18 protein-coding genes are annotated in these 26,153 nt (G+C 72.3%); 8 read left to right on the top strand and 10 right to left on the bottom strand.

All coding sequences use genetic code 11. The annotated features are described in order from the left end of the window. Positions 1-189 precede the first annotated feature (189 nt). On the top strand, positions 190-885 hold the full coding sequence (gene hpf / locus NX794_RS15415; protein WP_258779091.1) for a ribosome hibernation-promoting factor, HPF/YfiA family: 696 nt from the start codon (positions 190-192) through the stop codon (positions 883-885). 203 nt (positions 886-1,088) lie between these two features. After that, the gene (locus NX794_RS15410; protein ID WP_258779090.1) at positions 1,089-1,835 is read left to right on the top strand and encodes a response regulator; all 747 of its coding nucleotides are present in this window, start codon (positions 1,089-1,091) and stop codon (positions 1,833-1,835) included. A 23-nt stretch (positions 1,836-1,858) separates the two neighbouring features. Here NX794_RS15410 and NX794_RS15405 read toward each other — a convergent pair whose 3' ends face one another. Both NX794_RS15405 and NX794_RS15400 read right to left on the bottom strand, forming a co-directional pair. After that, a complete protein-coding gene (locus tag NX794_RS15405; protein ID WP_258779089.1) occupies positions 1,859-3,034 on the bottom strand; it encodes a winged helix-turn-helix domain-containing protein in 1,176 nt (391 codons plus the stop codon). 75 nt (positions 3,035-3,109) lie between these two features. Continuing rightward, the gene (locus tag NX794_RS15400; RefSeq protein ID WP_258779088.1) at positions 3,110-3,679 is read right to left on the bottom strand and encodes a GNAT family N-acetyltransferase; all 570 of its coding nucleotides are present in this window, start codon (positions 3,677-3,679) and stop codon (positions 3,110-3,112) included. A 275-nt stretch (positions 3,680-3,954) separates the two neighbouring features. Between NX794_RS15400 and secA the strand changes: the two genes are divergently transcribed. Continuing rightward, on the top strand, positions 3,955-6,765 hold the full coding sequence (secA, locus tag NX794_RS15395) for a preprotein translocase subunit SecA (RefSeq protein ID WP_258779087.1): 2,811 nt from the start codon (positions 3,955-3,957) through the stop codon (positions 6,763-6,765). Between the two features lie 137 nt (positions 6,766-6,902). Here the strand turns inward: secA and NX794_RS15390 are convergent, their stop codons facing one another. Continuing rightward, positions 6,903-7,379 (bottom strand): Rv3235 family protein, encoded by a 477-nt coding sequence (locus NX794_RS15390; protein WP_258779086.1) that lies wholly within the window; start codon positions 7,377-7,379, stop codon positions 6,903-6,905. A 285-nt stretch (positions 7,380-7,664) separates the two neighbouring features. On the opposite strand from NX794_RS15390, the gene NX794_RS15385 reads away from it, so the two are divergent. Together NX794_RS15385 and NX794_RS15380 are read left to right on the top strand one after the other, a co-directional pair. Continuing rightward, entirely contained in the window at positions 7,665-8,162 is a 498-nt protein-coding gene (locus NX794_RS15385; RefSeq protein ID WP_258779085.1) for a DUF6912 family protein, read from the top strand. A 48-nt stretch (positions 8,163-8,210) separates the two neighbouring features. Continuing rightward, positions 8,211-8,879, top strand: coding sequence for an HAD family hydrolase (locus tag NX794_RS15380; RefSeq protein WP_258779084.1), 669 nt, complete (start codon positions 8,211-8,213; stop codon positions 8,877-8,879). Positions 8,880-8,896: 17 nt separating this feature from the next. Here NX794_RS15380 and NX794_RS15375 read toward each other — a convergent pair whose 3' ends face one another. Then, positions 8,897-9,460, bottom strand: a complete 564-nt coding sequence (locus tag NX794_RS15375; protein ID WP_258779083.1) for a DJ-1/PfpI family protein — start codon at positions 9,458-9,460, stop codon at positions 8,897-8,899. Between the two features lie 622 nt (positions 9,461-10,082). Here NX794_RS15375 and NX794_RS15370 point away from each other — a divergent pair. Both NX794_RS15370 and NX794_RS15365 read left to right on the top strand, forming a co-directional pair. Continuing rightward, complete coding sequence (locus NX794_RS15370) at positions 10,083-15,026, top strand: NAD-glutamate dehydrogenase (protein WP_258779082.1); 4,944 nt, start codon at positions 10,083-10,085, stop codon at positions 15,024-15,026. A 130-nt stretch (positions 15,027-15,156) separates the two neighbouring features. After that, a complete protein-coding gene (locus NX794_RS15365; RefSeq protein WP_258779115.1) occupies positions 15,157-16,674 on the top strand; it encodes a hypothetical protein in 1,518 nt (505 codons plus the stop codon). Between the two features lie 198 nt (positions 16,675-16,872). On the opposite strand, the gene NX794_RS15360 is transcribed toward NX794_RS15365, so the two are convergent. The 4 genes from NX794_RS15360 to NX794_RS15345 all read right to left on the bottom strand — a co-directional run bounded on the left by NX794_RS15360 (position 16,873) and on the right by NX794_RS15345 (position 22,667). After that, positions 16,873-18,537: a glycosyltransferase family 2 protein gene (locus NX794_RS15360; protein WP_258779081.1), complete on the bottom strand. Its 1,665-nt coding sequence runs from the start codon at positions 18,535-18,537 to the stop codon at positions 16,873-16,875. Next, on the bottom strand, positions 18,534-20,744 hold the full coding sequence (locus tag NX794_RS15355) for a CDP-glycerol glycerophosphotransferase family protein (RefSeq protein WP_258779080.1): 2,211 nt from the start codon (positions 20,742-20,744) through the stop codon (positions 18,534-18,536). Before NX794_RS15355 ends, NX794_RS15360 begins: the two co-directional genes overlap by 4 nt. A 137-nt stretch (positions 20,745-20,881) precedes the next feature. Beyond that, on the bottom strand, positions 20,882-21,760 hold the full coding sequence (locus tag NX794_RS15350; protein ID WP_258779079.1) for an ABC transporter ATP-binding protein: 879 nt from the start codon (positions 21,758-21,760) through the stop codon (positions 20,882-20,884). Next, positions 21,753-22,667 carry an ABC transporter permease gene (locus NX794_RS15345; RefSeq protein ID WP_258779078.1) on the bottom strand — a complete coding sequence of 305 codons (915 nt, stop codon included), beginning with the start codon at positions 22,665-22,667 and terminating at the stop codon, positions 21,753-21,755. The genes NX794_RS15350 and NX794_RS15345 overlap by 8 nt, the downstream gene beginning before the upstream one ends. A 182-nt stretch (positions 22,668-22,849) precedes the next feature. Here NX794_RS15345 and NX794_RS15340 point away from each other — a divergent pair, with 182 nt between their 5' ends. After that, positions 22,850-23,488, top strand: a complete 639-nt coding sequence (locus tag NX794_RS15340; RefSeq protein WP_258779077.1) for a TetR/AcrR family transcriptional regulator — start codon at positions 22,850-22,852, stop codon at positions 23,486-23,488. Between the two features lie 9 nt (positions 23,489-23,497). Here NX794_RS15340 and galE read toward each other — a convergent pair whose 3' ends face one another. Together galE and NX794_RS15330 are read right to left on the bottom strand one after the other, a co-directional pair. Beyond that, the gene (gene galE / locus NX794_RS15335; RefSeq protein ID WP_258779076.1) at positions 23,498-24,478 is read right to left on the bottom strand and encodes a UDP-glucose 4-epimerase GalE; all 981 of its coding nucleotides are present in this window, start codon (positions 24,476-24,478) and stop codon (positions 23,498-23,500) included. Positions 24,479-24,529: 51 nt separating this feature from the next. Beyond that, positions 24,530-26,149, bottom strand: a complete 1,620-nt coding sequence (locus NX794_RS15330; protein ID WP_258779075.1) for a glycosyltransferase family 2 protein — start codon at positions 26,147-26,149, stop codon at positions 24,530-24,532. Between the last annotated feature and the right edge of the window lie 4 nt (positions 26,150-26,153).

Genomic DNA, 26,153 nt, shown 5'->3' with positions numbered 1-26,153 from the left:
CGCCTCGCTTATCCGAATGCCGTGCCGCGGGTTTTTCACGCAATCACCCGGAGGCGCGGGGGTGGAGATCTCGCCCATGGGGGAGGAGGAGGTGGACGTCACCGAGTCCGAGGTCCGGTGCTCACCGGATCTGGTGCGAAAGGGAGATGCTCCGCCGAGGTGCGGAGCGATCCGGGAACGGAGTTCTGCGTGGACATCGTCGTCAAGGGCCGCAAGACCGAGGTGCCCGAGCGGTTCCGCAAGCACGTGGCCGAGAAGCTGAAGCTGGAGAAGATCCAGAAGCTCGACGGCAAGGTGATCAGCCTCGACGTCGAGGTGTCCAAGGAGCCCAACCCCCGACAGGCCGACCGCTGTGACCGAGTGGAGATCACGCTCCGCTCCCGCGGTCCGGTGATCCGGGCGGAGGCAGCGGCCAGCGACCCGTACGCGGCGCTCGACCTGGCGGCGGAAAAGCTGGACGCCCGGCTGCGCAAGGAGCACGACAAGCGCTTCTCGCGTCGCGGCGCCCGCCGGATCTCGGCCGCCGAGGTGGCCGACCACGTCCCCGACGCGGCGACGCTCGACAGCAACGGCCTTCCCGTGCGGGACGAGACGACGGACGGCGTCCCGACGAAGAAGATCGGCTCGCTGGAGGTCAAGGGCGACGGCCCCCTCGTCGTCCGCGAGAAGACCCACGTCGCGTCTCCGATGAGCCTCGACCAAGCCCTGTACGAGATGGAACTCGTCGGCCATGACTTCTACTTGTTCGTCGATTCGGAGACGAAGGAACCCAGCGTCGTCTACCGGCGCCACGCCTACGACTACGGCGTGATCCACCTCAGCACCGACCCGATGGTCGCCGAGGCGGCGCAAACCCCGGCGGCCGGTGGCACGCTGGGCGGCTGATCCACCCGCTCGCATCCGAGGCGGTGCCCCTGGAGCGCGTGTACGCCCCCAGGGGCACCGGTGTGCGCCTACTTCACGCCCCGCATGTCACCGCTGTGGCGCCCGGGCATGGAATCATGACCGCACCGGCCCAACCGGTGGGCCGCTGCCTTGCGTTGGCGATGGCACAGGACCACAGGCCAGGGCCTTCAGGGGGAGGAACGATGGCGGACACCTTCGGACCGATGCGGGACGGGGATGCCGACGACGACGTCACGGGCATGGGCCCGGACGCCGGCCCCGTACGCGAGGAGCCGATCAGGGTCCTGGTCGTGGACGATCACGCCCTCTTCCGGCGCGGCCTGGAGATCGTGCTGCACGCCGAGGAGGACATCGAGGTGGTCGGCGAGGCCGGTGACGGCGCCGAGGCCGTCGACAAGGCCGCCGATCTGCTGCCCGACATCGTGCTGATGGACGTCCGCATGCCCCGGCGCGGCGGCATCGAGGCCTGCACCTCCATCAAGGAGGTCGCCCCCAGCGCGAAGATCATCATGCTGACGATCAGCGACGAGGAGGCGGACCTCTACGACGCGATCAAGGCGGGGGCGACCGGGTACCTCCTCAAGGAGATCTCCACGGACGAGGTCGCCACCGCCATTCGCGCGGTGGCCGACGGTCAGTCGCAGATCAGCCCCTCGATGGCGTCGAAACTCCTCACCGAGTTCAAGTCGATGATCCAGCGCACCGACGAACGTCGGCTGGTGCCCGCGCCCCGGCTGACCGACCGGGAACTCGAAGTCCTCAAGCTCGTGGCCACGGGCATGAACAACCGGGACATCGCCAAGGAGTTGTTCATCTCCGAGAACACCGTGAAGAACCACGTGCGCAACATCCTGGAGAAGCTCCAGCTGCACTCCCGGATGGAGGCCGTGGTCTACGCGATGCGGGAGAAGATCCTGGAGATCCGCTAGTCCTCTCAGGGTCAGTGCCCGCCTCAGGCCGTCAGCGCGGCCAGCTCCCGGGTCAGGGCCTCGCGCAGCCCGGGCTCGTCCACCCGCTCCACGCGCACGTCCGTGCAGTTCACCCAGCCCGCCGCCTCGACCAGGGCCTGGGCGACCGCCGGGACCGCCTTCGGGCCGTCCAGGGTGAGCTGCCTGGCCACCAGCGTCCGGCCCTCGCGCGCGGGGTCGACCCGCCCGACCAGCCGGCCGCCGGCGAGCACCGGCATGGCGAAGTAGCCGTGGATCCTCTTGGGCTTGGGGACGTAGGCCTCCAGACGGTGGGTGAAGCCGAAGATCCGCTCGGTGCGCGCCCGCTCCCAGACCAGCGAGTCGAACGGCGACAGCAGCGTGGTGCGATGCCGGCCGCGCGGGGCCGAGGCCAGCGCCGCCGGATCGGCCCAGGCGGGCCGGCCCCAGCCCGCCACCTCGACCGGCACCAGACCCGAGTCGGCGATCACCGCGTCCACCTGCTCGGCCTTGAGGCGGTGGTAGTCCGCGATGTCCGCGCGCGTGCCGACGCCGAGGGCCTCGCCGGCCAGCCGGACCAGCCGGCGCAGGCACTCCGTGTCGTCCAGCCCGTCGTGCAGCAGATCCGCGGGGACGGCGCGCTCGGCCAGGTCGTACACCCGCTTCCAGCCGCGCCGCTCGACGCACACCACCTCGCCGTACATCAGCGCCCGCTCCACGGCGACCTTGGTGCCCGACCAGTCCCACCAGTCGCTCGTCTTCTTCGCGCCGCCCAGCTCGGTGGCGGTCAGCGGGCCCTCGGTGCGCAGCTGCTTGACCACCTGCTCGTAGACACCGTCGGGCAGGTCGTGGTGCCAGTGCGGGCGGTCGCGGTAGGCGCGGCGGCGGAAGGCGAAGTGCGGCCACTCCTCGATGGGCAGGACGCACGCGGCGTGCGACCAGTACTCGAAGGCGTGGGTGTCGGTCCAGTAGGCGCTCTCGACCGTCTTGCGGCCCACCGCGCCCAGGCGCGCGTACGGCACCAGTTCGTGGGAGCGGGCGAGCACCGAGATGGTGTCGAGCTGGACGGCGCCGAGCCGGCGCAGCACTCCGCGCACCCCGGCCCGCCGGTCGGGGGCGCCGAGGAAACCCTGGGCCCGCAGGGCGATCCGGCGGGCGTCGTCCGCGGAGAGGGTGGTCGTCGGGCGCGGCAGGATCGTCATGCGTCGGACGATAGAGGGTGCCACTGACAGTGCCCCCGGCACCCCGCGCCGACCTGCGGCTGCGCCGCGACGGCGTCAGACGCGCGCGGGCAGGTACGGCGCGGTGGAGGGCAGGCCCAGGTCGGACGGGAGCAGCGAGCCGACCCAGCAGTCCCGCCGTACGCCCTTGTTGTTGAGGCCGGAGCGCAGGGTGCCCTCGACGGTGAAGCCCGCGCGCTCGGCCACCGCGCGGGAGGCGTGGTTGCCGACCTCCGCGCGCCACTCGACCCGGTCGACGCCCAGCTCCGTGAAGATCCAGCGGCAGGCGGTCAGGGTGGCCTCGGTGACGTAGCCGCGCCCGCGGTGCTCCTTCGCCGCCCAGAAGCCGACCTCGGCCGTGCCCAGCGACTGCATCGTCAGGGCGAGCATGCCGGCCAGCTCCCCGCCGGTCAGGAACGCGCCGAACGTGAACACCGAGCCCTGGGCCCAGCCGCCGGGGGCCAGCTCCCCGGTGAAGCCGCTCGCGTGCTCGGGCAGGTAGGGCGAGGGGACCACCGTCCAGCGCTGGATGTCGGGGTCCTGGGCGGCCGCGTACACCGCCTCGGTGTCGGCCGGGCCCACGGCGCGCAGCACGAGTCGGTCGGTGGTGAGCGTGACGGGTTCCATCGGCCGATTGTGCTCGGGAACGGGCGCGCGGACCATCGGTTTCCGCGATACGCGCGGCGGGACCGGGCCCAGCGTGAGGACGCGATCACGTTTCGTGCAATTCACCGGGCCGGTGCGGCACCAACCGCGTCTCCCGTCCGTTGTCCCGGGTGAAGCAGCCGTCGGGCCGCCAGGCCTCCCGACGCGGCCGGGTCCTCGCATACGATGGCGGTTGCTCAGTACGTCAGAAGGAAAACCGACCGTCCCAGGCCCGACCGGCAAGGAGACCAGCCCCCGTGTCCGTCCTCTCGAAGATCATGCGTGCAGGCGAAGGCAAAATCCTGCGCAAGCTGCACCGCATCGCGGACCAGGTCAACTCCATCGAAGAGGACTTCGTCGACCTCTCCGACGCCGAGCTGCGCGCCCTCACCGATGAGTACAAGCAGCGGTACGCCGACGGCGAGAGCCTGGACGACCTGCTCCCCGAGGCGTTCGCCACCGTCCGCGAGGCCGCCAAGCGCGTCCTCGGCCAGCGGCACTACGACGTCCAGCTGATGGGCGGCGCCGCCCTGCACCTCGGTTACGTGGCGGAGATGAAGACCGGTGAGGGCAAGACCCTCGTCGGCACTCTGCCCGCGTACCTGAACGCCCTGTCCGGTGACGGCGTCCACCTCATCACGGTCAACGACTACCTGGCCGAGCGCGACTCCGAGATGATGGGCCGGGTCCACAAGTTCCTGGGCCTTGAGGTCGGCTGCATCCTCGCCAACATGACGCCGGCCCAGCGCCGCGAGCAGTACGCGTGCGACATCACCTACGGCACGAACAATGAGTTCGGCTTCGACTACCTGCGCGACAACATGGCGTGGTCCCAGGACGAACTCGTCCAGCGCGGCCACAACTTCGCCATCGTGGACGAGGTCGACTCCATCCTCATCGACGAGGCGCGGACGCCGCTGATCATCTCCGGCCCGGCCGACCAGGCCACCAAGTGGTACGGCGACTTCGCCAAGCTGGTCACCCGCCTCAAGCGCGGCGAGGCCGGCAACCCCCTCAAGGGCGTCGAGGAGACGGGTGACTACGACGTCGACGAGAAGAAGCGCACCGTGGCCATCCACGAGTCCGGTGTCGCCAAGGTCGAGGACTGGCTGGGCATCGACAACCTCTACGAGTCGGTGAACACCCCGCTCGTGGGCTATCTGAACAACGCCATCAAGGCGAAGGAACTGTTCAAGAAGGACAAGGACTACGTCGTCATCGACGGCGAGGTCATGATCGTCGACGAGCACACCGGCCGTATCCTCGCCGGCCGCCGGTACAACGAGGGCATGCACCAGGCGATCGAGGCGAAGGAAGGGGTGGACATCAAGGACGAGAACCAGACGCTCGCCACGATCACCCTCCAGAACTTCTTCCGCCTCTACGAGAAGCTCTCCGGCATGACCGGTACGGCGATGACCGAGGCCGCCGAGTTCCACCAGATCTACAAGCTCGGCGTGGTCCCGATCCCGACCAACAAGCCCATGGTCCGCAAGGACCAGTCGGACCTGATCTACCGCACCGAGGTGGCCAAGTTCGAGGCGGTCGTCGACGACATCGCCGAGAAGCACGAGAAGGGCCAGCCGATCCTCGTCGGCACGACGTCCGTCGAGAAGTCGGAGTACCTCTCCCAGCAGCTCAGCAAGCGCGGCATCCAGCACGAGGTGCTGAACGCCAAGCAGCACGAGCGCGAGGCGTCGATCGTCGCGCAGGCCGGCCGCCGGGGCGCGGTCACCGTGGCCACCAACATGGCCGGCCGTGGTACCGACATCAAGCTCGGCGGCAACCCCGAGGACCTCGCGGAGGCGGAGCTGCGCCAGCGCGGCCTCGACCCCGAGGAGCACATCGAGGAGTGGGCCGGCGCGCTGCCCACCGCCCTGGAGAAGGCCGAGCAGGCCGTCAAGGCGGAGAAGGACGAGGTCGAGTCGCTCGGCGGGCTGTATGTGCTGGGCACCGAGCGGCACGAGTCGCGGCGCATCGACAACCAGCTCCGCGGCCGTTCCGGCCGGCAGGGCGACCCCGGCGAGTCCCGGTTCTACCTCTCGCTCGGTGACGACCTGATGCGGCTGTTCAAGGCCCAGATGGTCGAGCGCGTGATGTCGATGGCCAACGTGCCGGACGACGTGCCGATCGAGAACAAGATGGTCACGCGCGCGATCGCGTCGGCGCAGTCGCAGGTCGAGACGCAGAACTTCGAGACCCGTAAGAACGTCCTGAAGTACGACGAGGTCCTCAACCGCCAGCGCGAGGTCATCTACGGCGAGCGCCGCCGCGTCCTGGAGGGCGAGGACCTGCACGAGCAGATCCAGCACTTCATGGACGACACGATCGACGCCTACGTCGGTGCGGAGACCGCCGAGGGCTTCCCCGAGGACTGGGACCTGGACCGGCTGTGGGGCGCCTTCCGCCAGCTGTACCCGGTGAAGGTCACCATCGAGGAGCTGGAGGAGGCCGCCGGCGACCGCGCCGGTCTGACCGCCGAGTTCATCTCCGAGTCCATCAAGGACGACATCTACGCGCAGTACCAGGCCCGTGAGGAGCAGCTCGGCTCCGAGATCATGCGGGAGCTGGAGCGCCGGGTCGTGCTGTCGGTCCTGGACCGCAAGTGGCGCGAGCACCTCTACGAGATGGACTACCTCCAGGAGGGCATCGGCCTGCGCGCGATGGCGCAGAAGGACCCGCTGGTCGAGTACCAGCGCGAGGGCTTCGACATGTTCACCGCCATGATGGAGGGCATCAAGGAGGAGTCCGTCGGCTACCTGTTCAACCTGGAGGTCCAGGTCGAGCAGCAGGTCGAGGAGGTCCCCGTCGAGGCCGCCGAGCCGGTGGCGGAGGGTGTCCAGGACGCGGTGCCGGCGCAGGCGGGCGCGCGTCCGGAGATCCGGGCCAAGGGTCTGGATGTGCCGCAGCGGCGTGACCTGCACTTCTCGGCTCCGACCGTGGACGGCGAGGGTGGCATCGTGGAGCGGGACCTGGAGGACGAGGAGCCGGTGCGGTCCGAGTCCGACGGGCTGACGCGGGCGGAGCGGCGCAAGCAGGCCAAGGGCGGGCGGCGCCGGAAGAAGTAGGGCTGCCTAAGGCGCTTCAGCCGTGGAGTGGGGCCGGTTCCTTTGGGAGCCGGCCCTTCCTGCTTGGGGTGCTTCCGTGTCGCCCTGTGCTGTGGCCGGGCGGGGGTGGGCCGCTTGCCCGCAGTCGAATGGGGTCGCTACTGGCCCGTTTCCACCGCCGTGCAGCGCCAGCGGAGGTCCCGGCCGCGTTCCAGGCGGAAGGCGAGGGCGCGGAGTTGACTGCCGGCGGCGATGCGGGCGAAGACCTCCAGGGCGCCCTCGTCGGCGACGTAGTAGCCGATGTCGCGGACGACCGGGCGGGCGCCGCGGGTGCGCAGGGCGCCGAGGGAGGCGAGGCGGGCCAGGTCGTCGTAGGCGCGGCCGGCGGTGTGCCGCAGCAGCCAGTGGACGGGGCGCTGGCCGCTCAGCACGGCCAGCAGACGGTCGGCGAAGACGTCGGTGGGCCGGGGCGCCGGCACGGGCGCGACAGCGGCTTCAGGGGCCGGCTGCGCGGGTGCCCGGCGCCGGGCGGGGGTCCTCGGCGGGGCGCCGGCCGGGCGGCGGGTGTCGTGCCGGGTCGGCGGGCGGTGGCGCGGGCGGGGCTGGGCGGTGCGGCGGCTCATGACCTTGTTCATGGGGTCCCCGTTCGGCGGGCCGGTGATACCGGGCGGTAACTAGCTGGTGGGGACCTTGTACGGGGACGGGGCGGCGGGAGGCAAGGACGACGCGGCGGGCGGTGCAGGGCGCGCAGGTTCACCTATCAGGGGGATGGAGAGGGCGCCGGGGCCGTACCGGAGCGGGTGGGCCGGGTGAATGCGTGGCGCGGAGTGGACGGCTCCCGGGGTGCCCGGGGGGACTCGAAAGGGGACGGGCGCACGTATCCTGAAGCCCATCCCTTTGACCAGGAAAGAGCGGCCGGTATGCGCGTCTACGTCCCCCTGACCCTCCCCGGTCTCGCCCAGGCGCACAGGACGGGGGAGCTGGGGAGCGGGTCCTTCGTCGCGTACGCCGTCACGCCCGCCCTGCGCGAGTGGTACGGCTCGGAGGACGTCGAGGAGCTGGAGTACGCCGCGCTCGGGCAGGCCGCGCTGGCCTCGCTGCGGCTGCTCGCGGCCGATGCGGAGGCGGCGCGGCGCCGGGTGGTGGTCGCCGTGGACGTGTCCGACGGTGCCGTGCGCGGATCGGGCGCGGACGCGCCGGGCGAGGTGACCGTGGGGCAGCCGGTGCGGCTCGCGAAGGCGGCGGCGGTGCATGTCGACGCCGACGACGCCGGGGCTGACGTGGCCGCGGCGGCGCGGGCGCTGGCGGCGGCCGACGGCGGGGACGCCGGCGCGCGGTCGGCGGTCGACGGTGCGGACGACCACGAGCTGCTGTGGTTCGCCACGCAGGAGATCCCGAACCTGGTCGCGCGGGGCTGAGCCGGGCGTCCGGGCTCGTTGTCAGTGGTGGCGGGTACGGTCTTGGACATGGGGACGCAGGGAAGCGCGCACATCGTCTGGGACTGGAACGGGACGCTGTTCCATGACAACGACGCGATCATCGGGGCGACGAACGCGGCCTTCGCCGAGCTGGGTCTGGCGCCGATCACGCTGGAGCAGTACCGGTCGCTGTACTGCGTGCCGGTGCCCAAGTTCTACGAGCGGCTGATGGGGCGGCTGCCCACCGACGCCGAGTGGGAGCTGATGGACGGCGTGTTCCACCGGCACTACATGGAGCAGCGGGTGGTCTGCGGGCTCACCACGGGCGCGGCGGAGCTGCTGGCCGGCTGGCGGTCCGCCGGGCACAGTCAGTCACTGCTGAGCATGTACGGGCACGAGGAGCTGGTGCCGCTGGTGCGCGGCCTGGGCATCGAGGCGCACTTCGTGCGGGTGCAGGGACGGCAGGGACCGTCCGGGGGCAGCAAGGCCGAGCACATGGTGCGGCACCTGCGGGAGCTGGTGGGCGTGGCGGCGCCGGAGCGCACGGTCGTGATCGGGGACGCGGCGGACGACGCCGTGGCCGCGCGGCACGTGGGCGCGCGGGCCGTGCTGTACACCGGGGGGTCGCACAGCAGGGAGAGCCTGGAGGTGGCCGGCGTACCGGTCGTGGACACGCTGGAGGAGGCGGTGGCCGAGGCCCGGCGTCTCGCGGCGTAGCGAAGTCCAGGGAGGCCCTACGCGGGCGCCTTGGTGCGCAGCACCTTGAGGAACTCCCGCATCCAGGCCGGGTGGTCGGGCCAGGCGCGGGCGGAGACCAGGGTGCCGTCCACCACCGCCTCGACGTCCTGGAAGCCCGCGCCCGCGGCCTGCATGTCGGGTTCCAGCGCGGGGTAGGCCGTGACGCGGCGGCCGCGCAGGCTGTCGACGGCCGCGGTGAGCAGGGGGCCGTGGCAGATCTGGGCCACCGGTTTGTCGGAGTCGAAGAACGCCTTGAGGATCTTGCGCAGTTCGGGATCGTTGCGCAGGTACTCCGGGGCCCGGCCGCCCGGGATGACGATCGCCGCGTACTCACCGGGGTCGACCTCGGCGAAGGCCAGGTCGGCGGGCCAGGTGTAGCCGGGTTTCTCGGTGTACGTGTCGAAACCGGGTTCGAAGTCGTGCACCACGAAGCGGAGGGTCTTGCGGGTGGGGGCCGCGATGTGGACCTCGTAGCCCTCCTCGCGCAGCCGCTGGTAGGGGTAGAGGACCTCCAGGGACTCGGCCGCGTCCCCGGTGACGATGAGGATCTTCGCGGGCATGTGTGGGCTCCTCTCCGGCGTCCGCGCCGGCGTCGCCTTCGTCGGCGTCGCCTTCCGCCGGCCTCCCTCTTGGCCGGCGTCGCTTTCAGGGTGCCGCCGGAGGACGGAGACCGCGACCCCGGCCCGGGCGCGGAGTCCCGGCGTACACCCCTTTTCCGCCGCTTGGCCGAATACGTCACGCCACCGCCTTCCGGCGCTGTGCAGAACGTCAAAGTTCGCCCCCTGGTTTTGTACACATACGGCTCATGACGGGCCCCCGGTCGAGGGCGATAGCCTGGTGGCGTGATCAGCGCGATATCTCGCGGGGGCGCTGCTGCCCCCGCCCTGCGCCCGGGCCGCACGGAGTACCTCCGTGACCGGGCGGCGGTCGCTGGTCCTCGCGGGCGGGACGGAGGCATCGGTGCCTCCGAGGCGCCGATCAACCCCCTGGACACGGCGGCGCCGAGAGCAGCGTCACACCCGGCGGACGTGTCGAGAATGGCCGATATCCCCCCGCTCATCTCGCCTCGCGGCATAGCGTCGGAACGGACCGGACACCCCGGGCCGTGGCGTCACGCCGGAGGGGAAGACCCGTACTTCCTTCTAACGTCACGCAACGGCGCGCGACAGGAGCCAGAGGACAATGCAGACCAAGCTGGACGAAGCCAAGGCCGAGCTGCTCGAACGGGCGGCCCGGGTAGCTGAGAACAGCCCGGTCGGGGGGCACCTACCGACCGGGACGACGAGCGAGGGCACTCCCGGCACCCCGGACAGCGAGACCGTGCTCGCGTTCCTCCAGCGCTACTACCTGCACACGGCCCCGGAGGACCTGGCCGGCCGCGACCCGGTCGACGTCTTCGGTGCCGCGGTCTCGCACTACCGTCTCGCCGAGACCCGCCCGCAGGGCACCGCGAACGTCCGGGTGCACACCCCGACCGTGGAGGAGAACGGGTGGACCTGCAGCCACTCGGTCGTGGAGGTCGTCACCGACGACATGCCCTTCCTCGTCGACTCCGTCACCAACGAGCTGACCCGCCAGGGCCGCGGCATCCACGTCGTCATCCACCCGCAGTTCGTCGTCCGGCGCGACCTGACCGGCAAGCTGCTGGAGGTGCTGCCGACCGCGCCCACCGGTGAGCTGCCGCACGACGCGCACGTCGAGTCCTGGATCCACGTCGAGATCGACCGCGAGACCGACCGCGCCGACCTGAAGCAGATCACCGCCGACCTGCTGCGCGTCCTGTCCGACGTCCGCGAGGCCGTCGAGGACTGGGAGAAGATGCGGGAGGCGGCGGCCCGGATCGCCGACGGCCTGCTGGACGAGCCGCGGCCCGCCGACCTGGCCGCGCCCGAGGTTGAGGAGGCCCGGGAGCTGCTGCGCTGGCTCTCCTCCGACCACTTCACCTTCCTCGGCTTCCGCGAGTACCAGCTGCGCGAGGACGACACCCTCGCCGCCGTGCCCGGCACCGGCCTCGGCATCCTGCGCTCCGACCCGCAGCACGCCGAGGACGACCAACACCCGGTCAGCCCCTCCTTCGAACGGCTCCCGGCCGACGCCCGCGCCAAGGCCCGCGAGCACAAGCTGCTGGTGCTGACCAAGGCCAACAGCCGGGCCACCGTGCACCGGCCGTCGTACCTGGACTACATCGGCGTCAAGAAGTTCGACGCGGACGGCAACGTCGTCGGCGAGCGGCGCTTCCTCGGTCTGTTCTCCTCCGCCGCCTACACCGAGTCGGTGCGCCGCGTGCCGGTGATCCGCCGCAGGGTCGCCGAGGTGCTGGAGCGCGCCGGGTTCTCGCCCAACAGCCACGACGGCCGCGACCTGCTCCAGATCCTGGAGACCTACCCGCGCGACGAGCTGTTCCAGACGCCGGTCGCCGAGCTGCAGTCCATCGCCACAAGCGTGCTCTACCTCCAGGAGCGCCGCCGGCTGCGCCTGTACCTGCGCCAGGACGAGTACGGCCGCTACTACTCGGCCCTCGTCTACCTCCCGCGCGACCGCTACACCACCGGGGTGCGGCTCAGGATCATCGAGCTGCTGAAGGAGGAGCTGGGCGGCATCAGCGTCGACTTCACCGCCTGGAACACCGAGTCGATCCTGTCCCGGCTGCACTTCGTCGTCCGCGTCCCGCAGGGCACCGAACTGCCCGAGCTGTCCGACGCCGACAAGGACCGCATCGAGGCCCGGCTGGTGGAGGCGGCCCGGTCCTGGGCGGACGCCTTCGCCGAGGCGCTCACCGCCGAGTGCGGCGAGGAGCACGCGGCCGAGGTGCTGCGCCACTACGCCAACGCCTTCCCCGAGGGCTACAAGGCCGACCACTCCCCGCGCGCCGCGGTCGCCGACCTGGTGCACCTGGACCAGCTCGGCGAGGACAAGACCTTCTCGCTCAGCCTGTACGAGCCGGTGGGCGCGGGGCCCGGCGAGCGGCGCTTCAAGATCTACCAGAAGGGCGGCTCGGTCTCCCTCTCGCAGGTGCTGCCGGTGCTCAGCCGGCTCGGCGTCGAGGTCACCGACGAGCGGCCCTACGAGCTGCGCTGCGCCGACCGCACCACCGCCTGGATCTACGACTTCGGTCTGAGGATCCCGACCTCGCTCGCGGGCGGCAACGGCGAGCACCTCGCCGACGACGCGCGTGAGCGGTTCCAGGAGGCGTTCGCCGCGACCTGGACCGGAAAGGCGGAGAACGACGGCTTCAACGCGCTGGTGCTGAGCGCCGGGCTGTCCTGGCGGCAGGCGATGGTGCTGCGCGCCTACGCCAAGTACCTGCGGCAGGCCGGTTCGACCTTCTCGCAGGACTACATGGAGGACACCCTCCGCAACAACGTCCACACCACGCGGCTGCTCGTCTCCCTGTTCGAGGCGCGGATGTCCCCGGACCGGCAGCAGGCCGGCCTGGAGATCACCGACGCGCTGCTGGAGGAGCTGGACGCGGCGCTCGACCAGGTGGCGAGCCTGGACGAGGACCGCATCCTGCGGTCCTTCCTGACCGTCATCAAGGCGACCCTGCGCACCAACTTCTTCCAGGAGACCCTGGACGGCGGGCCGCACGACTACGTCTCCATGAAGTTCGACCCGCGGGCCATCCCGGACCTGCCCGCACCGCGCCCGGCGTACGAGATCTGGGTGTACTCGCCGCGGGTGGAGGGCGTGCACCTGCGCTTCGGCAAGGTCGCGCGCGGCGGTCTGCGCTGGTCCGACCGGCGCGAGGACTTCCGCACCGAGATCCTGGGCCTGGTCAAGGCGCAGATGGTGAAGAACACCGTCATCGTGCCGGTCGGCGCGAAGGGCGGCTTCGTCGCCAAGCAGCTCCCGGACCCGGCGAAGGACCGCGACGCCTGGCTCGCCGAGGGCATCGCCAGCTACAAGACCTTCATCTCGGCGCTGCTCGACATCACCGACAACATGGTCGGCGGCGAGGTCGTGCCGCCGCACGACGTGGTCCGGCACGACGGCGACGACACCTACCTCGTCGTCGCCGCCGACAAGGGCACCGCGACCTTCTCCGACATCGCCAACGGGGTCGCCGGGCAGTACAACTTCTGGCTCGGCGACGCCTTCGCCTCCGGCGGCTCGGCCGGCTACGACCACAAGGGCATGGGCATCACCGCCCGCGGCGCCTGGGAGTCGGTCAAGCGGCACTTCCGAGAGCTGGGCGTGGACACCCAGAGCGAGGACTTCACGGTCGTCGGCGTCGGTGACATGTCGGGTGACGTGTTCGGCAACGGCATGCTGCTGTCCGAGCACATCCGCCTGGTCGCCGCCTTCGACCACCGGCACATCTTCATCGACCCGCACCCGGACGCGGCCACCTCCTACGCCGAGCGCCGCCGCCTGTTCGAGCTGCCCCGCTCCAGCTGGGCCGACTACGACACCTCGCTGCTGTCGTCCGGCGGCGGGATCTTCCCGCGCAGCGCCAAGTCGATCCCGGTCAACGCGCACATCCGCGAGGCCCTCGGCATCGAGAGCAAGGTCGGCAAGATGACGCCGGCCGACCTGATGAAGGCGATCCTCGGCTCGCCGGTCGACCTGCTGTGGAACGGCGGCATCGGCACGTACGTGAAGTCCTCGGCGGAGTCGCACGCGGACGTCGGTGACAAGGCCAACGACGCCATCCGCGTCGACGGCGCCGACCTGCGCGTCAAGGTCGTCGGCGAGGGCGGCAACCTGGGCCTGACCCAGCTCGGCCGGATCGAGTTCGCCCACCAGGGCGGCAAGATCAACACCGACGCGATCGACAACAGCGCCGGCGTGGACACCTCCGACCACGAGGTGAACATCAAGATCCTGCTGAACGGCCTGGTCACCGAGGGCGACATGACCCTCAAGCAGCGCAACAAGCTGCTCGCCGAGATGACCGACGAGGTCGGCTCGCTGGTGCTGCGCAACAACTACGCGCAGAACACCGCGCTCGCCAACGCCCTCTTCCAGGCCAAGGACATGCTCCACGCCCAGCAGCGGTTCATCCGCCACCTGGTGCGCGAGGGCCACCTGGACCGGGCGCTGGAGTTCCTGCCGGCCGACCGCCAGATCCGCGAGCGGCTCGCCCAGGGCCACGGCCTGACCAGCCCGGAGACGGCCGTCGTGCTGGCGTACACGAAGATCACGGTCGCCGAGGAGCTGCTGCACACCTCGCTGCCGGACGACCCGTACCTGCGCGGGCTGCTGCACGCGTACTTCCCGTCGGCCCTGCACGAGAGGTTCGCCGAGGCCATCGACGGCCACCCGCTGCGCCGGGAGATCACCACGACCGTACTGGTCAACGACACGGTCAACACCGGTGGAACAACGTATCTGCACCGGCTGCGCGAGGAGACCGGCGCCTCCCTGGAGGAGATCGTCCGCGCCCAGACCGCGGCCCGCGCGATCTTCTGCTCGGCACCGGTGTGGGACGCGGTGGAGGCCCTGGACAACACGGTCGACGCGGCCGTCCAGACCCGCATCCGGCTGCACTCGCGCCGGCTCATCGAGCGCGGCACCCGCTGGCTGCTCAACAACCGGCCGCAGCCGCTCCAGCTCGCCGAGACGGTCGAGTTCTTCGCCGAGCGGGTCGAGCAGGTGTGGCAGCAGCTGCCGAAGCTGCTGCGCGGCGCGGACCAGGACTGGTACCAGCACGTGTACGACGAGCTGGCCGCCGCCGGTGTCCCCGACGAGCTGGCCACCCGGGTCGCCGGGTTCTCCTCGGCCTTCCCGGCGCTGGACATCGTCTCGGTGGCCGACCGCATGGGCAAGGAGCCGCTGGACGTCGCCGAGATCTACTACGACCTCGCCGACCGGCTCGACATCACCCAGCTGATGGACCGCATCATCGAGCTGCCCCGCGCGGACCGCTGGCAGTCCATGGCCCGCGCCTCCATCCGCGAGGACCTGTACGCGGCGCACGCGGCGCTCACCGCCGACGTCTTCGCGGCCGGCAACGGCACCTCGACGCCGGAGCAGCGCTTCCAGGCCTGGGAGGAGAAGAACACCGCGATCCTCGGCCGGGCGCGCACCACCCTGGACGAGATCCGCGGCTCGGACTCGTTCGACCTCGCCAACCTGTCGGTGGCGATGCGCACCATGCGGACGCTGCTGCGCTCGCACTCGTAGCGGTACGGCACGAAGGGCGCCCCGGTCACGCTGTGGCCGGGGCGCCCTTCACGTACACCGGGCCCGAACGGCGCATGCAAATGCCCCTTTTCCTTCCCATCAGTGGCTTTCGGATAGGGTCTGCGGTGTGATGCACGCCGCGCCGTCCGACACCGAGCCGGTGAGCCGGGCCGTGCCGCCGACGGGCACCGCGCGGGCCGGCCGCCGGCTCCCGGGCGTCGCCGCCGCACTGGTCCTGGTGCTGCTGCTCCTCGTCGTGGTCCGGCTGCCCTGGGCGGGCGACCTCGGCATGCACGCGGCGACCGTGCAGCGGCTGCGGCACGATCTGCTCCACCCCGGCAATCCGCTGGTCGACGCCGACACCCCGAGCCCCTACTACTCGCCGTGGATGCTGGTCCTCGGCTGCCTGGCCCGGCTGACCGGCTGGTCGGTGTTCGTGGTGCTGCGGGTCGCCGCGCTGGCGGGGCTCGGCCTGCTGGCCACCGGGGTGTGGCGGTACGTCCGCACCCTGAGCCCGCACCGCGCCGCGCCCGCCCTCGCCTTCCTGAGCCTGCTCTTCCTCTGGGGCCCGCTGCTGTTCGAGTGGAGCGGCTTCCTCGGCCTCAACTCCCTGGCGCTGACGGTGTCGTACCCGAGCGTGTTCGCGCTCGGGCTCGCCTTCCACTTCTGGGCCTCGCTGACGCGAGCGGTGCGCGGGGGCGCCGGGTGGGCGGTGTGGCTCGGGCTCGGCGCGTGGTGGGCGGCGATCCTGCTGTGCCACCAGTTCACCGGCGTCGTGGCCTCGCTGGGCGCCCTGGCGACGGTGCTCGCGGCCCGCCCGGACCGCGCCCCGCTGCCCCGGCTCGCCGGCGCCCTCGCCCTCGGCCTGGCGGTCCTGTGGCTGTGGCCGTACTACGACTTCTTCGCCCTCTTCTCCGCGGGCGCCGACCTGGAGGTCATCCACCGGCCGCTCTACACGCACCTCGCGGCCCGCTTCGGACTGGTGCTGCTCGGGGTGGCCGCGCTGGTGCCCCGGTGGCGCCGGGACCACCGGGACGTCCTGGTGCTGTTCTTCGCGCTGGGCGCGCTGGTGTTCGCCGCGGGCGGCCTCACCGGGCACTACTCGTGGGGCCGCGCGCTGCCCGCCGCGCTGATCCCGGCCCAGCTGGCCGCCGCGCTGGAGTGCGTCTCGGCGGGGCGGCGGGCGGTGCGGGCCGGGTGGGCGTGCGCGCTCGGGGCCGCGCTGCTGGTGGGCGCGTGGACGCAGGCCGGGACGCTGGGCTACGTGACGGGGCGGGACGCGCTGCCGGGCGCCGTCGCGGCGAAGTACCGGACGCCGTGGGTCGGTTACCGGTGGATCATGCGCGCGGGAGTGCGGTACGGCGACGTCGTGCTGGCCCGCACCGGCGCCGCCCGGCAGATCCCGGCGTACGGGCCGTACACCGTGGCGCCCGGCTATCCGGACGTGTTCCTGCCCGCTGCCGGGGCCCGAAAGACGGCGGTGATCCGGTACTTCGCGGCGGGCACGAGCACGGCCGAGCGGCAGGGGATCGTCCGGGAGTACGGCGTGCGCTGGGTCGTCGGCCCCCGGGACCTGGCCGGACGACCCGGGCTGCGGAAGGTGACGGGCGGTCCCGGGGGCCAGGTGCTGTACCGGGTGGTGCGCTGAGCGGCGGGCGTGCGGGTTCGGCGTGAGCAGGCTTGCCGCCGGTTCCACCGCCTTGCGGATGCGCGGGCGGGCGACCGTGCGTGCCTCGGGCCCTGTCCGCGGGCGGACACGCCCACCGGGCGCCAGTCGGTCGTGACGGCTGGTCCCGGGGCCAGGTCCTGTACCGGGTGGTGCGCTGAGCGGCGGGCGCGTCCGGGCTCAGCGCAGCAGGCTTCCGACCAGTTTCACGGCCTTGCGGACGCGAGGGCGGGCCACCGTGCGGACCACGGGCCGTACCACGCGGGCCGTCACGCCGACCGGGCGCCAGCGGATCTGGAGGCGGCCGGGGTTGCGGCCCTCCGGTTCGATCGTCACCTCGTGCGGGGCCGTGCCGGAGCGGTAGGGGACGCGGGCCGTGCGGGCCGGGAAGGCCGGCGGGGCCAGCAGCAGGCCCGAGTGGCTCAGGCCCTGCTGCTGGAGGCGGACCATCGGGTGCCGTACGCCCTGGAAGCCCTGGAGGGGGAGCGGGGCGGCGGCCAGGTCGAGGCGGACCGTGCCCTCGAAGACGCCGGGGCGGACCGGGTCGAGCCGGAAGGGCACCGTCATCCGGCGCCCGCCGGGGGCCAGCAGCAGACCGGCCCGCTGCGGGCCCACCGGGAGCCGCAGCCCGGGGTCGTAGGTGCGCACGGCCAGGGTGAGCGTCGCGCCCGGCCCCGGGGTCAGCGCCGTGATCTCGTGCCGGAACTGCGCGCTGGGGAACGGGCGGGTGTCCAACTCCAGGTCGTTAAGGGCCAGTTCGCGACGGCCCGGCTCGGAGTCGGGCACCTTGTCGCCCCAGTACGGCACCCCTGTCCCGTCGGCGGTGACCTGCCGGGGCGCCACCCCGTGCCCGAGGCCGCGCGCCGCCAGCCGGGCGTCGTCCAGCCGCCCCTCGCGCACCAGTTGGAGCACCACCCGCTCCGGGCGCGGCAGCCGGGCGTAGGCGCCGGGGGCCAGCGTGTCCAGGTACGGGTTCACGGTCTCGGCGAAGGCGCGCAGCCAGTCCTCGTCCCGGTACGGCAGGTCGCCCGCGTACATCCGGAAGTCGTGCTTGAGGAACTTGTAGTCCTTGTCCTCCCGGAGCCCCGCGTGCCCGCTGCTCACCAGGAAGTCGTCGATCAGCCGCTGGACGTGCACCCGGTCGCGCACGTTGGAGATCTTGTGCCGCTGGTTGGAGATGGACGCCGCGTCCGCCGCCGCGAACGGCTCGATGTACCAGACGTACACCGGGTCCGGGATGATGGTGAACGCCTCGGCCAGGCAGTAGGCCTGCGCCGAGAAGAGCTGGTCCTCGTAGTGGATGCCCTCGGGGAAGCGCAGGCCGTGCCGGTCCAGGAAGGCGCGCGCGTACATCTTGCTCGTGGACAGGTGCTCGAACAGCAGCCGGGGGTCGGCCTCGATGCCCTCCAGGGTGCGGCGCTCGGCGACCAGGTGCGGCATCCAGGTCGAGCGGCGTCCGTTGTCCACCCGTACCCGCCGTACCGCGCCCATGGTGAAGTCGACCTCGCGTTCCCGGTGGGCCGCGAGCAGCGACTCGACCGCGCGGGGCGGGAGTTCGTCGTCGCTGTCGAGGAACATCAGGTACGGCGCCCGGGCGATCTCGACGGCCCGGTTGCGCGGGGCGCTGCACCCGCCGCTGTTCTCCGGCAGCCGGAGGTAGCGGACGCGGTGGTCCTGCGCGGCCAGCCGCCGGGCCACGGCGGGGGTGTCGTCGGTGGAGTGGTCGTCGCTGATGACGATCTCGATGTTGCCGTGGGTCTGCGCGCGCAGCGAGGCGACCGCGCGCGGGAGGCGGGCCGCGTCGTTGAAGACGATGACCGTGACGGTGACGTCGGGGGTCGTCATGCCGTGGCCTCCTCGGGGCTCGGGGCGGGGGTGCGGTCCTCGACCGGCAGTACCGGGGGCAGCGCCGCCTCGGGCTCGCCGAGGAACACCCGCCGTACGACGCGCTCGGCGGCGCGGCCGTCGTCGTACTCGCAGAACCGGCGCCGGAACGCGGACCGCGCCTTGGCCGCGCTCTCGTCGCGCCAGGCGCCCGAGGTGAAGACGTCGGCCAGCTCCTCCTGGGTGCGGGCCACCTGTCCGGGGTGCTCGGCCAGCAGGTCGAAGTAGACGCCCCGGGTGGTGCGGTAGGTCTCCCAGTCGTCGGCGTAGACGACGATCGGCCGGTCCAGGTTGGCGTAGTCGAACATGATCGAGGAGTAGTCCGTGACCAACGCGTCGGCGGCCAGGCAGAGTTCCTCGACGGGGTCGTAGGAGGAGACGTCGATGATCCGGCCCGAGCGGCGCAGGCCGGTCAGCGGGGAGGCGGCGCCACCGTAGAAGTAGTGGGCGCGCACCAGCAGCACGGTGTCCTCGCCGAGCCGGTCGGCGAACGCGGCGAGGTCCAGGCGGGGGGTGAAGCCGGCCTCGTAGTCGCGGTGGGTGGGCGCGTACAGCACGGCCGTGCGGCCCGGCGCGATGCCGAGGCGGTCGCGGGCGGCGCGGACCTCGGCGGCGCCCGCGGTGTAGAAGACGTCGTTGCGCGGATAGCCGTGGTCGAGGGAGACGTAGCGGGCCGGGTAGGCGCGCTCCCACATCCGGGTGGTGTGGCTGTTGGCGCTGACGCTGTAGTCCCACTTGTCGATGCGGGCCAGCAGCGCGGCGAAGTCCAGGCCCTTGGCGGCGGCCGGATGGTCCATCTGGTCCAGGCCCATGCGTTTGAGCGGGGTGCCGTGGTGGGTCTGGAGGTGGATCGCGTCGGGCCGTTTGACCACCGCGTTGGGGAAGTTGACGTTGTTCGTCAGGTACTTGGCGCGGGCCAGGGTCTCCCAGTAGGCGCGGGTGCCGGGGACCACGTGGTCGGTGCCGGGCGGCAGCAGGGCCGCGTTCTCCTTCGACACCGTCCACACCTGGCGGATGTCCGGGGCGAGTTCGGCGAGCTTGGCGGCGATGGCGGCCGGGTTGCAGGCGACGCCCCGGTCCCAGTAGGCGGCGAACACGGCGAGGTCCGGGTCGACCGGATGGCCGAGGGCGCGCCGGTACTGGTGGTCGCGGACCTTGGCGCCCAGGGTGCGCTTGCGGGCGCGGACGGCCTTGCGGGCGGCGCGCCGGGCGCGGTTGGCGGCCTGGAACGCGCGGTACCTGCCGTAGGCGCCCTCCTCCAGCAGGGCGTGCCGTACGCCCTCCAGGCCGGCCGGGCGCTGGTGTCCCTCGGGGCGCCGGCGGACCGCGGCGGCGGCAGCGCGGCGGAAGAACTCGCGGGCCACCGGGTCGGGCAGGTTCTCGCGGGCGAAGACGCGCACCAGTTCGCGCACCATCAGGTCGTACAGCACCGTGCCCACCGCGCGGCGGCCCTCGGTGAGCGGGAACAGCGCCTCGTAGCGGTCGACGAGGGCGAGCCGGTCCTCGGGGGCGAGCGGCGGCAGGCTCTCGGGGCGCAGCACGCGCCGGACGTAGGCGACCTGGTTCAGGCAGGCGACGCGGCTCGCGTGCAGCAGCGCGGCGAGGGCGGTGCCCGCCTCGTCGTCGCCGCTCAGCCGCTGCTCGTGGGCGCGCCAGAAGTCGGCGCGCAGGGCGCGGTTGCCGAGCAGCGGGGCGATGCGCAGCAGGTCGGCGGCCTGGTCCAGGGTGCGGGCCTCGCGGCCGACGGCGGCGAGGTGGCGGCCGTCGCGGGAGGGGGCGGCGGCGGTCTGCCAGGTGGTGCCGACGTGGTCGAAGAGGAGGACGTCCACCGGCGACTCCGGCGCGGCGGCGTCCAGTTCGGCGGTGCGCTCGGCGATCAGACGGGGCGCGCCGGGCGGCAGCCCGTCCTTGGCGTGCGCGAAGTGCAGCCAGCGGCCGGTGGCGCGGGCGGCGCCGGCCGCGCGGGCGTCCGCGTCGCGGGTGCCGTCCGGCAGCGGCACCACGACCGCCTCCGGGGCGTGCGCCGCGGCCGTCTCCCGGGCCCAGTCGCCGACCGCCGCGACGATCACCTCGGTGTCGGCGGGCGGGTGGGCGGCCAGGGAGTCCAGCAGCTCGGTCAGATGCCCCTGTGCGTTCGGCCCGTAGACGATCACGCTGAGCTGGGGCATCGCTGGGGACTCCTTCGGCTCGTAGGCTCCGGGCACCCTTCACAACATACAGTCATTAAGCGGATGAAAGGGATAACCGCGCCTGTCTGGCGTAACGGCCGCCCCCTCAAACGGTGCAACGGGTGCAACGGGTGCGCTCAGGAAGGAAGAGGCACTTTCGGGGCGTCCGGTTGCGTCGTGGGCGCCTTCGCGGCGGGCTTCTTCGGGGCCGGCTTCTTGTCGGTCCTGTCGTTCTTGTCGCCGGTGAAGGCCTCGTACTCCTTCATGACGTCCTCGGTCGGCCCGTCCATGCGCAGCTCGCCGCGCTCCAGCCACAGCACCCGTTCGCAGGTGTCGCGGATCGACTTGTTGTTGTGGCTGACCAGGAAGACGGTGCCCGCGTGCTGCCGCAGCTCGCGGATGCGGGCCTCGGAGCGCTTCTGGAAGGAGCGGTCGCCGGTGGCCAGGGCCTCGTCGATGAGCAGCACGTCGTGGTCCTTGGCGGCGGCGATGGAGAACCGCAGCCGGGCCGCCATGCCGGAGGAGTAGGTGCGCATCGGCAGGGTGATGAAGTCGCCCTTCTCGTTGATCCCGGAGAAGTCGACGATGTCCTGGTAGCGCTCCTTGACCTGCTCCCGGGACATGCCCATGGCGAGGCCGCCGAGGTAGACGTTCCGCTCACCCGTCAGGTCGTTCATCAGGGCCGCGTTGACGCCGAGCAGGGAGGGCTGGCCGTCGGTGTAGATGTGGCCGTTCTCCACCGGGAGCAGGCCGGCGACCGCCTTGAGCAGGGTCGACTTGCCGGAGCCGTTGGTGCCGATGAGCCCGATGGCCTCGCCCCGGTACGCCGTGAAGGACACGTTCTTCACCGCGTGCACCCGGCGCACCCCGGCCGCCTGCTCGGCCTGCTTGCGGCGCAGGATGCGGTTGAGGGCGGCGGTGGCGGAGCCGCGGCCCGCGCCCGTGCCGTTGACGCGGTAGACGATGTCGACGCCGTCGGCGACGACGGTGGGGACCTTCTCGCTGTGCTCAGCCACGGCCGTACGTCTCCTCAGCCTTCCAGAAGTAGATGAAGCCGCCGACGCCCGCGAGCAGCGCCCAGCCGGTCGCCGCCGCCCACACGTGCGGGGGCAGCTGGTGGGCGTGGAAGCTGTCGATCAGCGCGAAGCGCATCAGGTCGATGTAGACGGCGGCCGGGTTGAGCTGGAGCAGCAGGGTGACCAGGTGGGGCAGGTCGTCGCCCTTGGTGATCTTGTCGATGCTCCACATCACGCCGGACACGTACATCCAGGTGCGCAGCAGGAACGGCATCAGCTGGGCGATGTCCGGGGTCTTGGCGCCCATCCGGGCCACGATCATCGAGACGCCGGCGTTGAACGTGAACTGCAGGACCAGCGCCGGGACCGCCAGCAGCCAGGAGGCGGCGACCGGCACGCCGAAGGCGAGCAGGATCACGACCAGCGCGGCCATCGAGAACAGCAGCTGCTGGAGCTGCTGGAGCGCGAAGGAGATCGGCAGGGCGGCGCGCGGGAAGTGCAGGGCGCGCACCAGGCCGAGGTTGCCGGAGATGGCGCGGGTGCCGGCCATGATCGAGCTCTGCGTGAACGTCCAGATGAACACGCCCGTGACCAGGAAGGGCACGTAGTCGGGCACGTTGTGCTTGGTGTTGAGCAGCACGCCGAAGATGAAGTAGTACACCGCCGCGTTCAGCAGCGGGTTCATGACCTGCCAGACCTGGCCGAGCTTCGCCTGGCTGTACTGCGCGGTCAGCTTGGCGGTGGCGAAGGCGCTGATGAAGTGGCGCCGGGCCCACAGCTGGCCGACGTACTCCGGCAGGGTGGGGCGCGCGCCGCTGACCGACAGTCCGTGCCGGGCCGCCAGGGCCGCGAGGTCGTCGTCGGCCGGCGCCTGGGTCGGGGGCGGTGTGTGGAGAACCTGGCTCACATCCGCTGCTTTCGCTCGGGGGGAGGGGGTGCCTCGTCGTCCGTGCCCGTCGTCCGGCGTTTCCTTACGCTTCTCTTCACGTTCTCTTACGTCGGGACGGGACCGTATCGTCGCAACGGGAGCGTAGGCCCATTCGACGTCGGAACGCAACCGTTCCGTCGTCACGCCCTATGCTGGTCGGCATGACGACGAACGCCGAGGAGTCCGCCGCAGCGCAGCCGGCGCGTCCGCGCCGCCGGGCCCCGGCCGGGGCCGCCGTGCTCCGCGAGGACGTGACCGAGGCGATCCGGGCGGCGGTCTTCGAGGAACTGGCCGCCGTCGGCTACGCCCGGATGTCCATCGAGGGCATCGCGCGCCGGGCCGGGGTCGGCAAGACGGCGGTGTACCGGCGCTGGCGCTCCAAGCTGCACCTGGTCCTCGACGTCGTCTCGGCGATGGCGGTGACGGGCTTCCCGGTCCCCGACACCGGTTCCCTGGAGGGCGACCTCCGCCTGCTCTACGAGGTCACCTCCCGCGCCCTGCGCCACCCGGTCGCCTCGCAGATCATCCCCGACCTCCAGGCCGAGGCCGCCCGCAACCCGGAGATCGCCGAGGCCTTCCAGAAGGCCCTGCGCGACGGCCAGGAGGGCGTGGCCAGCAAAATCGTGGCGGCGGCGGAGCAGCGCGGCGAACTGCGCCCCGGCATCGACCCCGACCTCGCCCTCGACCTGATCTCCGGCCCCCTCTACTGGCGCGCGGTCGTCACCCGCACCCCCAGACTCCCCAAGGGCTACCTGACCAGCCTGTCCCGCGCGACGACGGGGGCCCTCAGGGCGCTGTGAGGGCGCCGTCTAGTCCCGCGCCGCCCCCGGATGGTGGCGCAGCCAGCCCTCCCAGGCCGAGGTGATCATGTCCTGGACGTCGTGCTTGGCGTGCCAGCCCAGTTCCGTGGTGATGCGGGCGGCGGAGGCGACCACGCGGGCGGGGTCGCCGGGGCGGCGGGGGGTGACGGTCGGGGGGCGAGTGTGGCCGGTGACGGCGGCGATGCGGTCGATCATCTCGCGGACGGAGACGCCCTCGCCGCGGCCGATGTCGAGGGTCAGGTCGGTGCCCGGCGCGGAGGCCAGGGCGCGGGCCACGGCCACGTGCGCCTCGGCGAGGTCGACCACGTGGATGTAGTCGCGCACGCAGGTGCCGTCCGGGGTCGGGTAGTCGTCGCCGAAGATGCGCGGCGCGGCTCCCTGGGTGAGCCGCTCGAAGACCATCGGGACGAGGTTGAAGACGCCGGTGTCGGCCAGTTCGGGGGCGGCGGCGCCGGCCACGTTGAAGTAGCGCAGGGACGCGGTGGCCAGGCCCGTCGCCCGGCCGGTGGCGCGCACCAGCCACTCGCCGGCCAGCTTCGTCTCGCCGTAGGGGGAGAGCGGGCGGCAGGGCGTCTCCTCCGTCACCAGGTCCACGTCCGGCATGCCGTAGACGGCGGCCGACGAGGAGAACACGAAGGACGGGACCTCCGCCGCCGTCACCGCCTCCAGCAGCACCCGCAGGCCCTCGACGTTCTCGCGGTAGTAGTGCAGCGGGCGCTCCACCGACTCGCCGACCTGCTTCTTCGCCGCGAGGTGCACCACCCCGGTGATCCCGTGCCCGGCGAGCGTCCGGGCCACCAGGTCGCCGTCCAGGACCGAGCCCCGGACCAGCGGTACCTCGGCCGGCACGCGCTCGGCCAGGCCGGTGGACAGGTCGTCGTAGACGACCGCCCGCTCGCCCGCCTCCGTCATCGCCCGTACGACATGCGCCCCGATGTAGCCGGCGCCGCCGGTGATCAGCCAGGTCATGTGCGGCCGTCTCCTCGTCCGTGTCCCCGCCGGTGCGGGGCCTGTGTCCGCTCAGTGAAGCAGGCGCCGCAGCCGGCCCCGGGCCACCCCGGCGGCACCGCGCAGCCCGGTCGCCAGCCGCAGCGCCAGCGCGCCGGAGTGGGTGGCGTACGGCTGCACCAGCAGCAGGCCGTACCGGGCGCTCGGCACCACGTGCCGGCGCATACCCGCGCGCGGGTGCGCCGTGACGTCCCGCCACGCGCCGTCCGCGAAGCGCAGCGTCACCCGCAGATCCCAGGTGCCCTCGCCGAGCCCGGCCAGGTCGACGGGGACCCGCGCCGCCCAGGTGTCCGCGTCCGACGGCGTGAGCGCGGCCGTCACACGCCCCACCGGCCGCCCGCTCTCCCGGTGCTGCCAGTAGGCCTCCACCTCGCGCGGCCGCGCCCCGGCCACCCTGCCGTACAGCTCGTGCAGCCGCAGGTGCAGCAGCGTGCCGCGCGCGCGGGGGCGCAGTTCCGCGTCCACCGCGAGCGGCAGCGCCCCGACGGGCGCGGTCAGCAGCGGGGCCAGGGAGACCTCGGGGACGTCGTCCGACCAGACCGGGACGCCGTCGGCGGTGCGGGCGTAGGGCGGCAGCAGGCGGGCCGGGCGGGCGGCCAGCTCGCGCAGCCGGGGCAGGTCGCGCGGCTCGGCGGAGGCGAGGATCACCCGGGCCAGCAGGCGGCCCGGGGCGCCGGGGTTCAGCTCCCAGTCGGCGGCGTCGTAGCGCGCGAGGTACTCCCGCGTGTGCGTCCACCACGCGCGCCGGTAGTGCGCGTCGCGCAAGCCCAGCTCGCGCGCGTACATGCGCACCTCGTGGTCGAGGAACTTGGCCCGCGCCGCCCGCGCCAGGCCCTTCTGGCCGGCGCCCAGCAGGATGTCGTACGCCTGCGCGCACGCCTCCACCCGAGCCCGCCAGTTCTCGACGCGCTCCCGGTCCAGGGAGAGCGACAGCCGCTCGGCCGACCGGCGCACGTGCCACACGTACACGCGGTCCGGGATCAGCGCGATGCGCGGGCCGGCGGCCAGCACGCGCGCGGTGAAGACGACGTCCTCGTAGAGGAAGCGGCCCTCCGGGAAGCGGATGCCGTGCTCGCGCAGGAAGCCGGTGCGGTACAGCTTGTTGACGCACAGCGTGTCGTGGACCAGGCGCGGGCGCTGGGAGGGGCGCGCGAGGACGGTGTGCGCCGTGTAGAGGGGCGCCTGCCAGGGTTGTTCACGCCCCGACGGCAGCTCCCGGCGCACGCACAGCCCGCTCGCGACCTCGGCGCCCGCCCCCTCGGCCGCCGCCAGCAGCGCGTCCGCCGCGCCCGGCGGCAGCACGTCGTCGCTGTCCAGGAACATCACGTACGGCGTCCGTACCGCGTCGATCCCGGTGTTGCGCGGGCTGCCGCAGCCGCCGCTGTTCACCTCCCGGCGCACGACACGCAGCCGGGGCTCGCCGGCGGCCAGCCGGTCGAGCAGTTCGGCGCTGCCATCGGTCGAGCGGTCGTCGACGGCGATCACCTCGGCGACCGCCGGCCCCTGCGCCAGCGCGGAGCGCACCGCGTCGCCCACGTGCGCGCGGTCGTTGTAGCCGATGACGACGACGGAGACGGAGGAAGAGGGAGGGGGAGGGGGCGAGGGTGAGGAATGGGGAGGCATGAGGTCCATGGGC

Origin of the sequence: Streptomyces pyxinicus (assembly GCF_024753135.1) — a bacterium.
Lineage (GTDB): Bacteria > Actinomycetota > Actinomycetes > Streptomycetales > Streptomycetaceae > Streptomyces > Streptomyces pyxinicus.
This window is presented reverse-complemented; position numbering and strand designations above follow the sequence as displayed.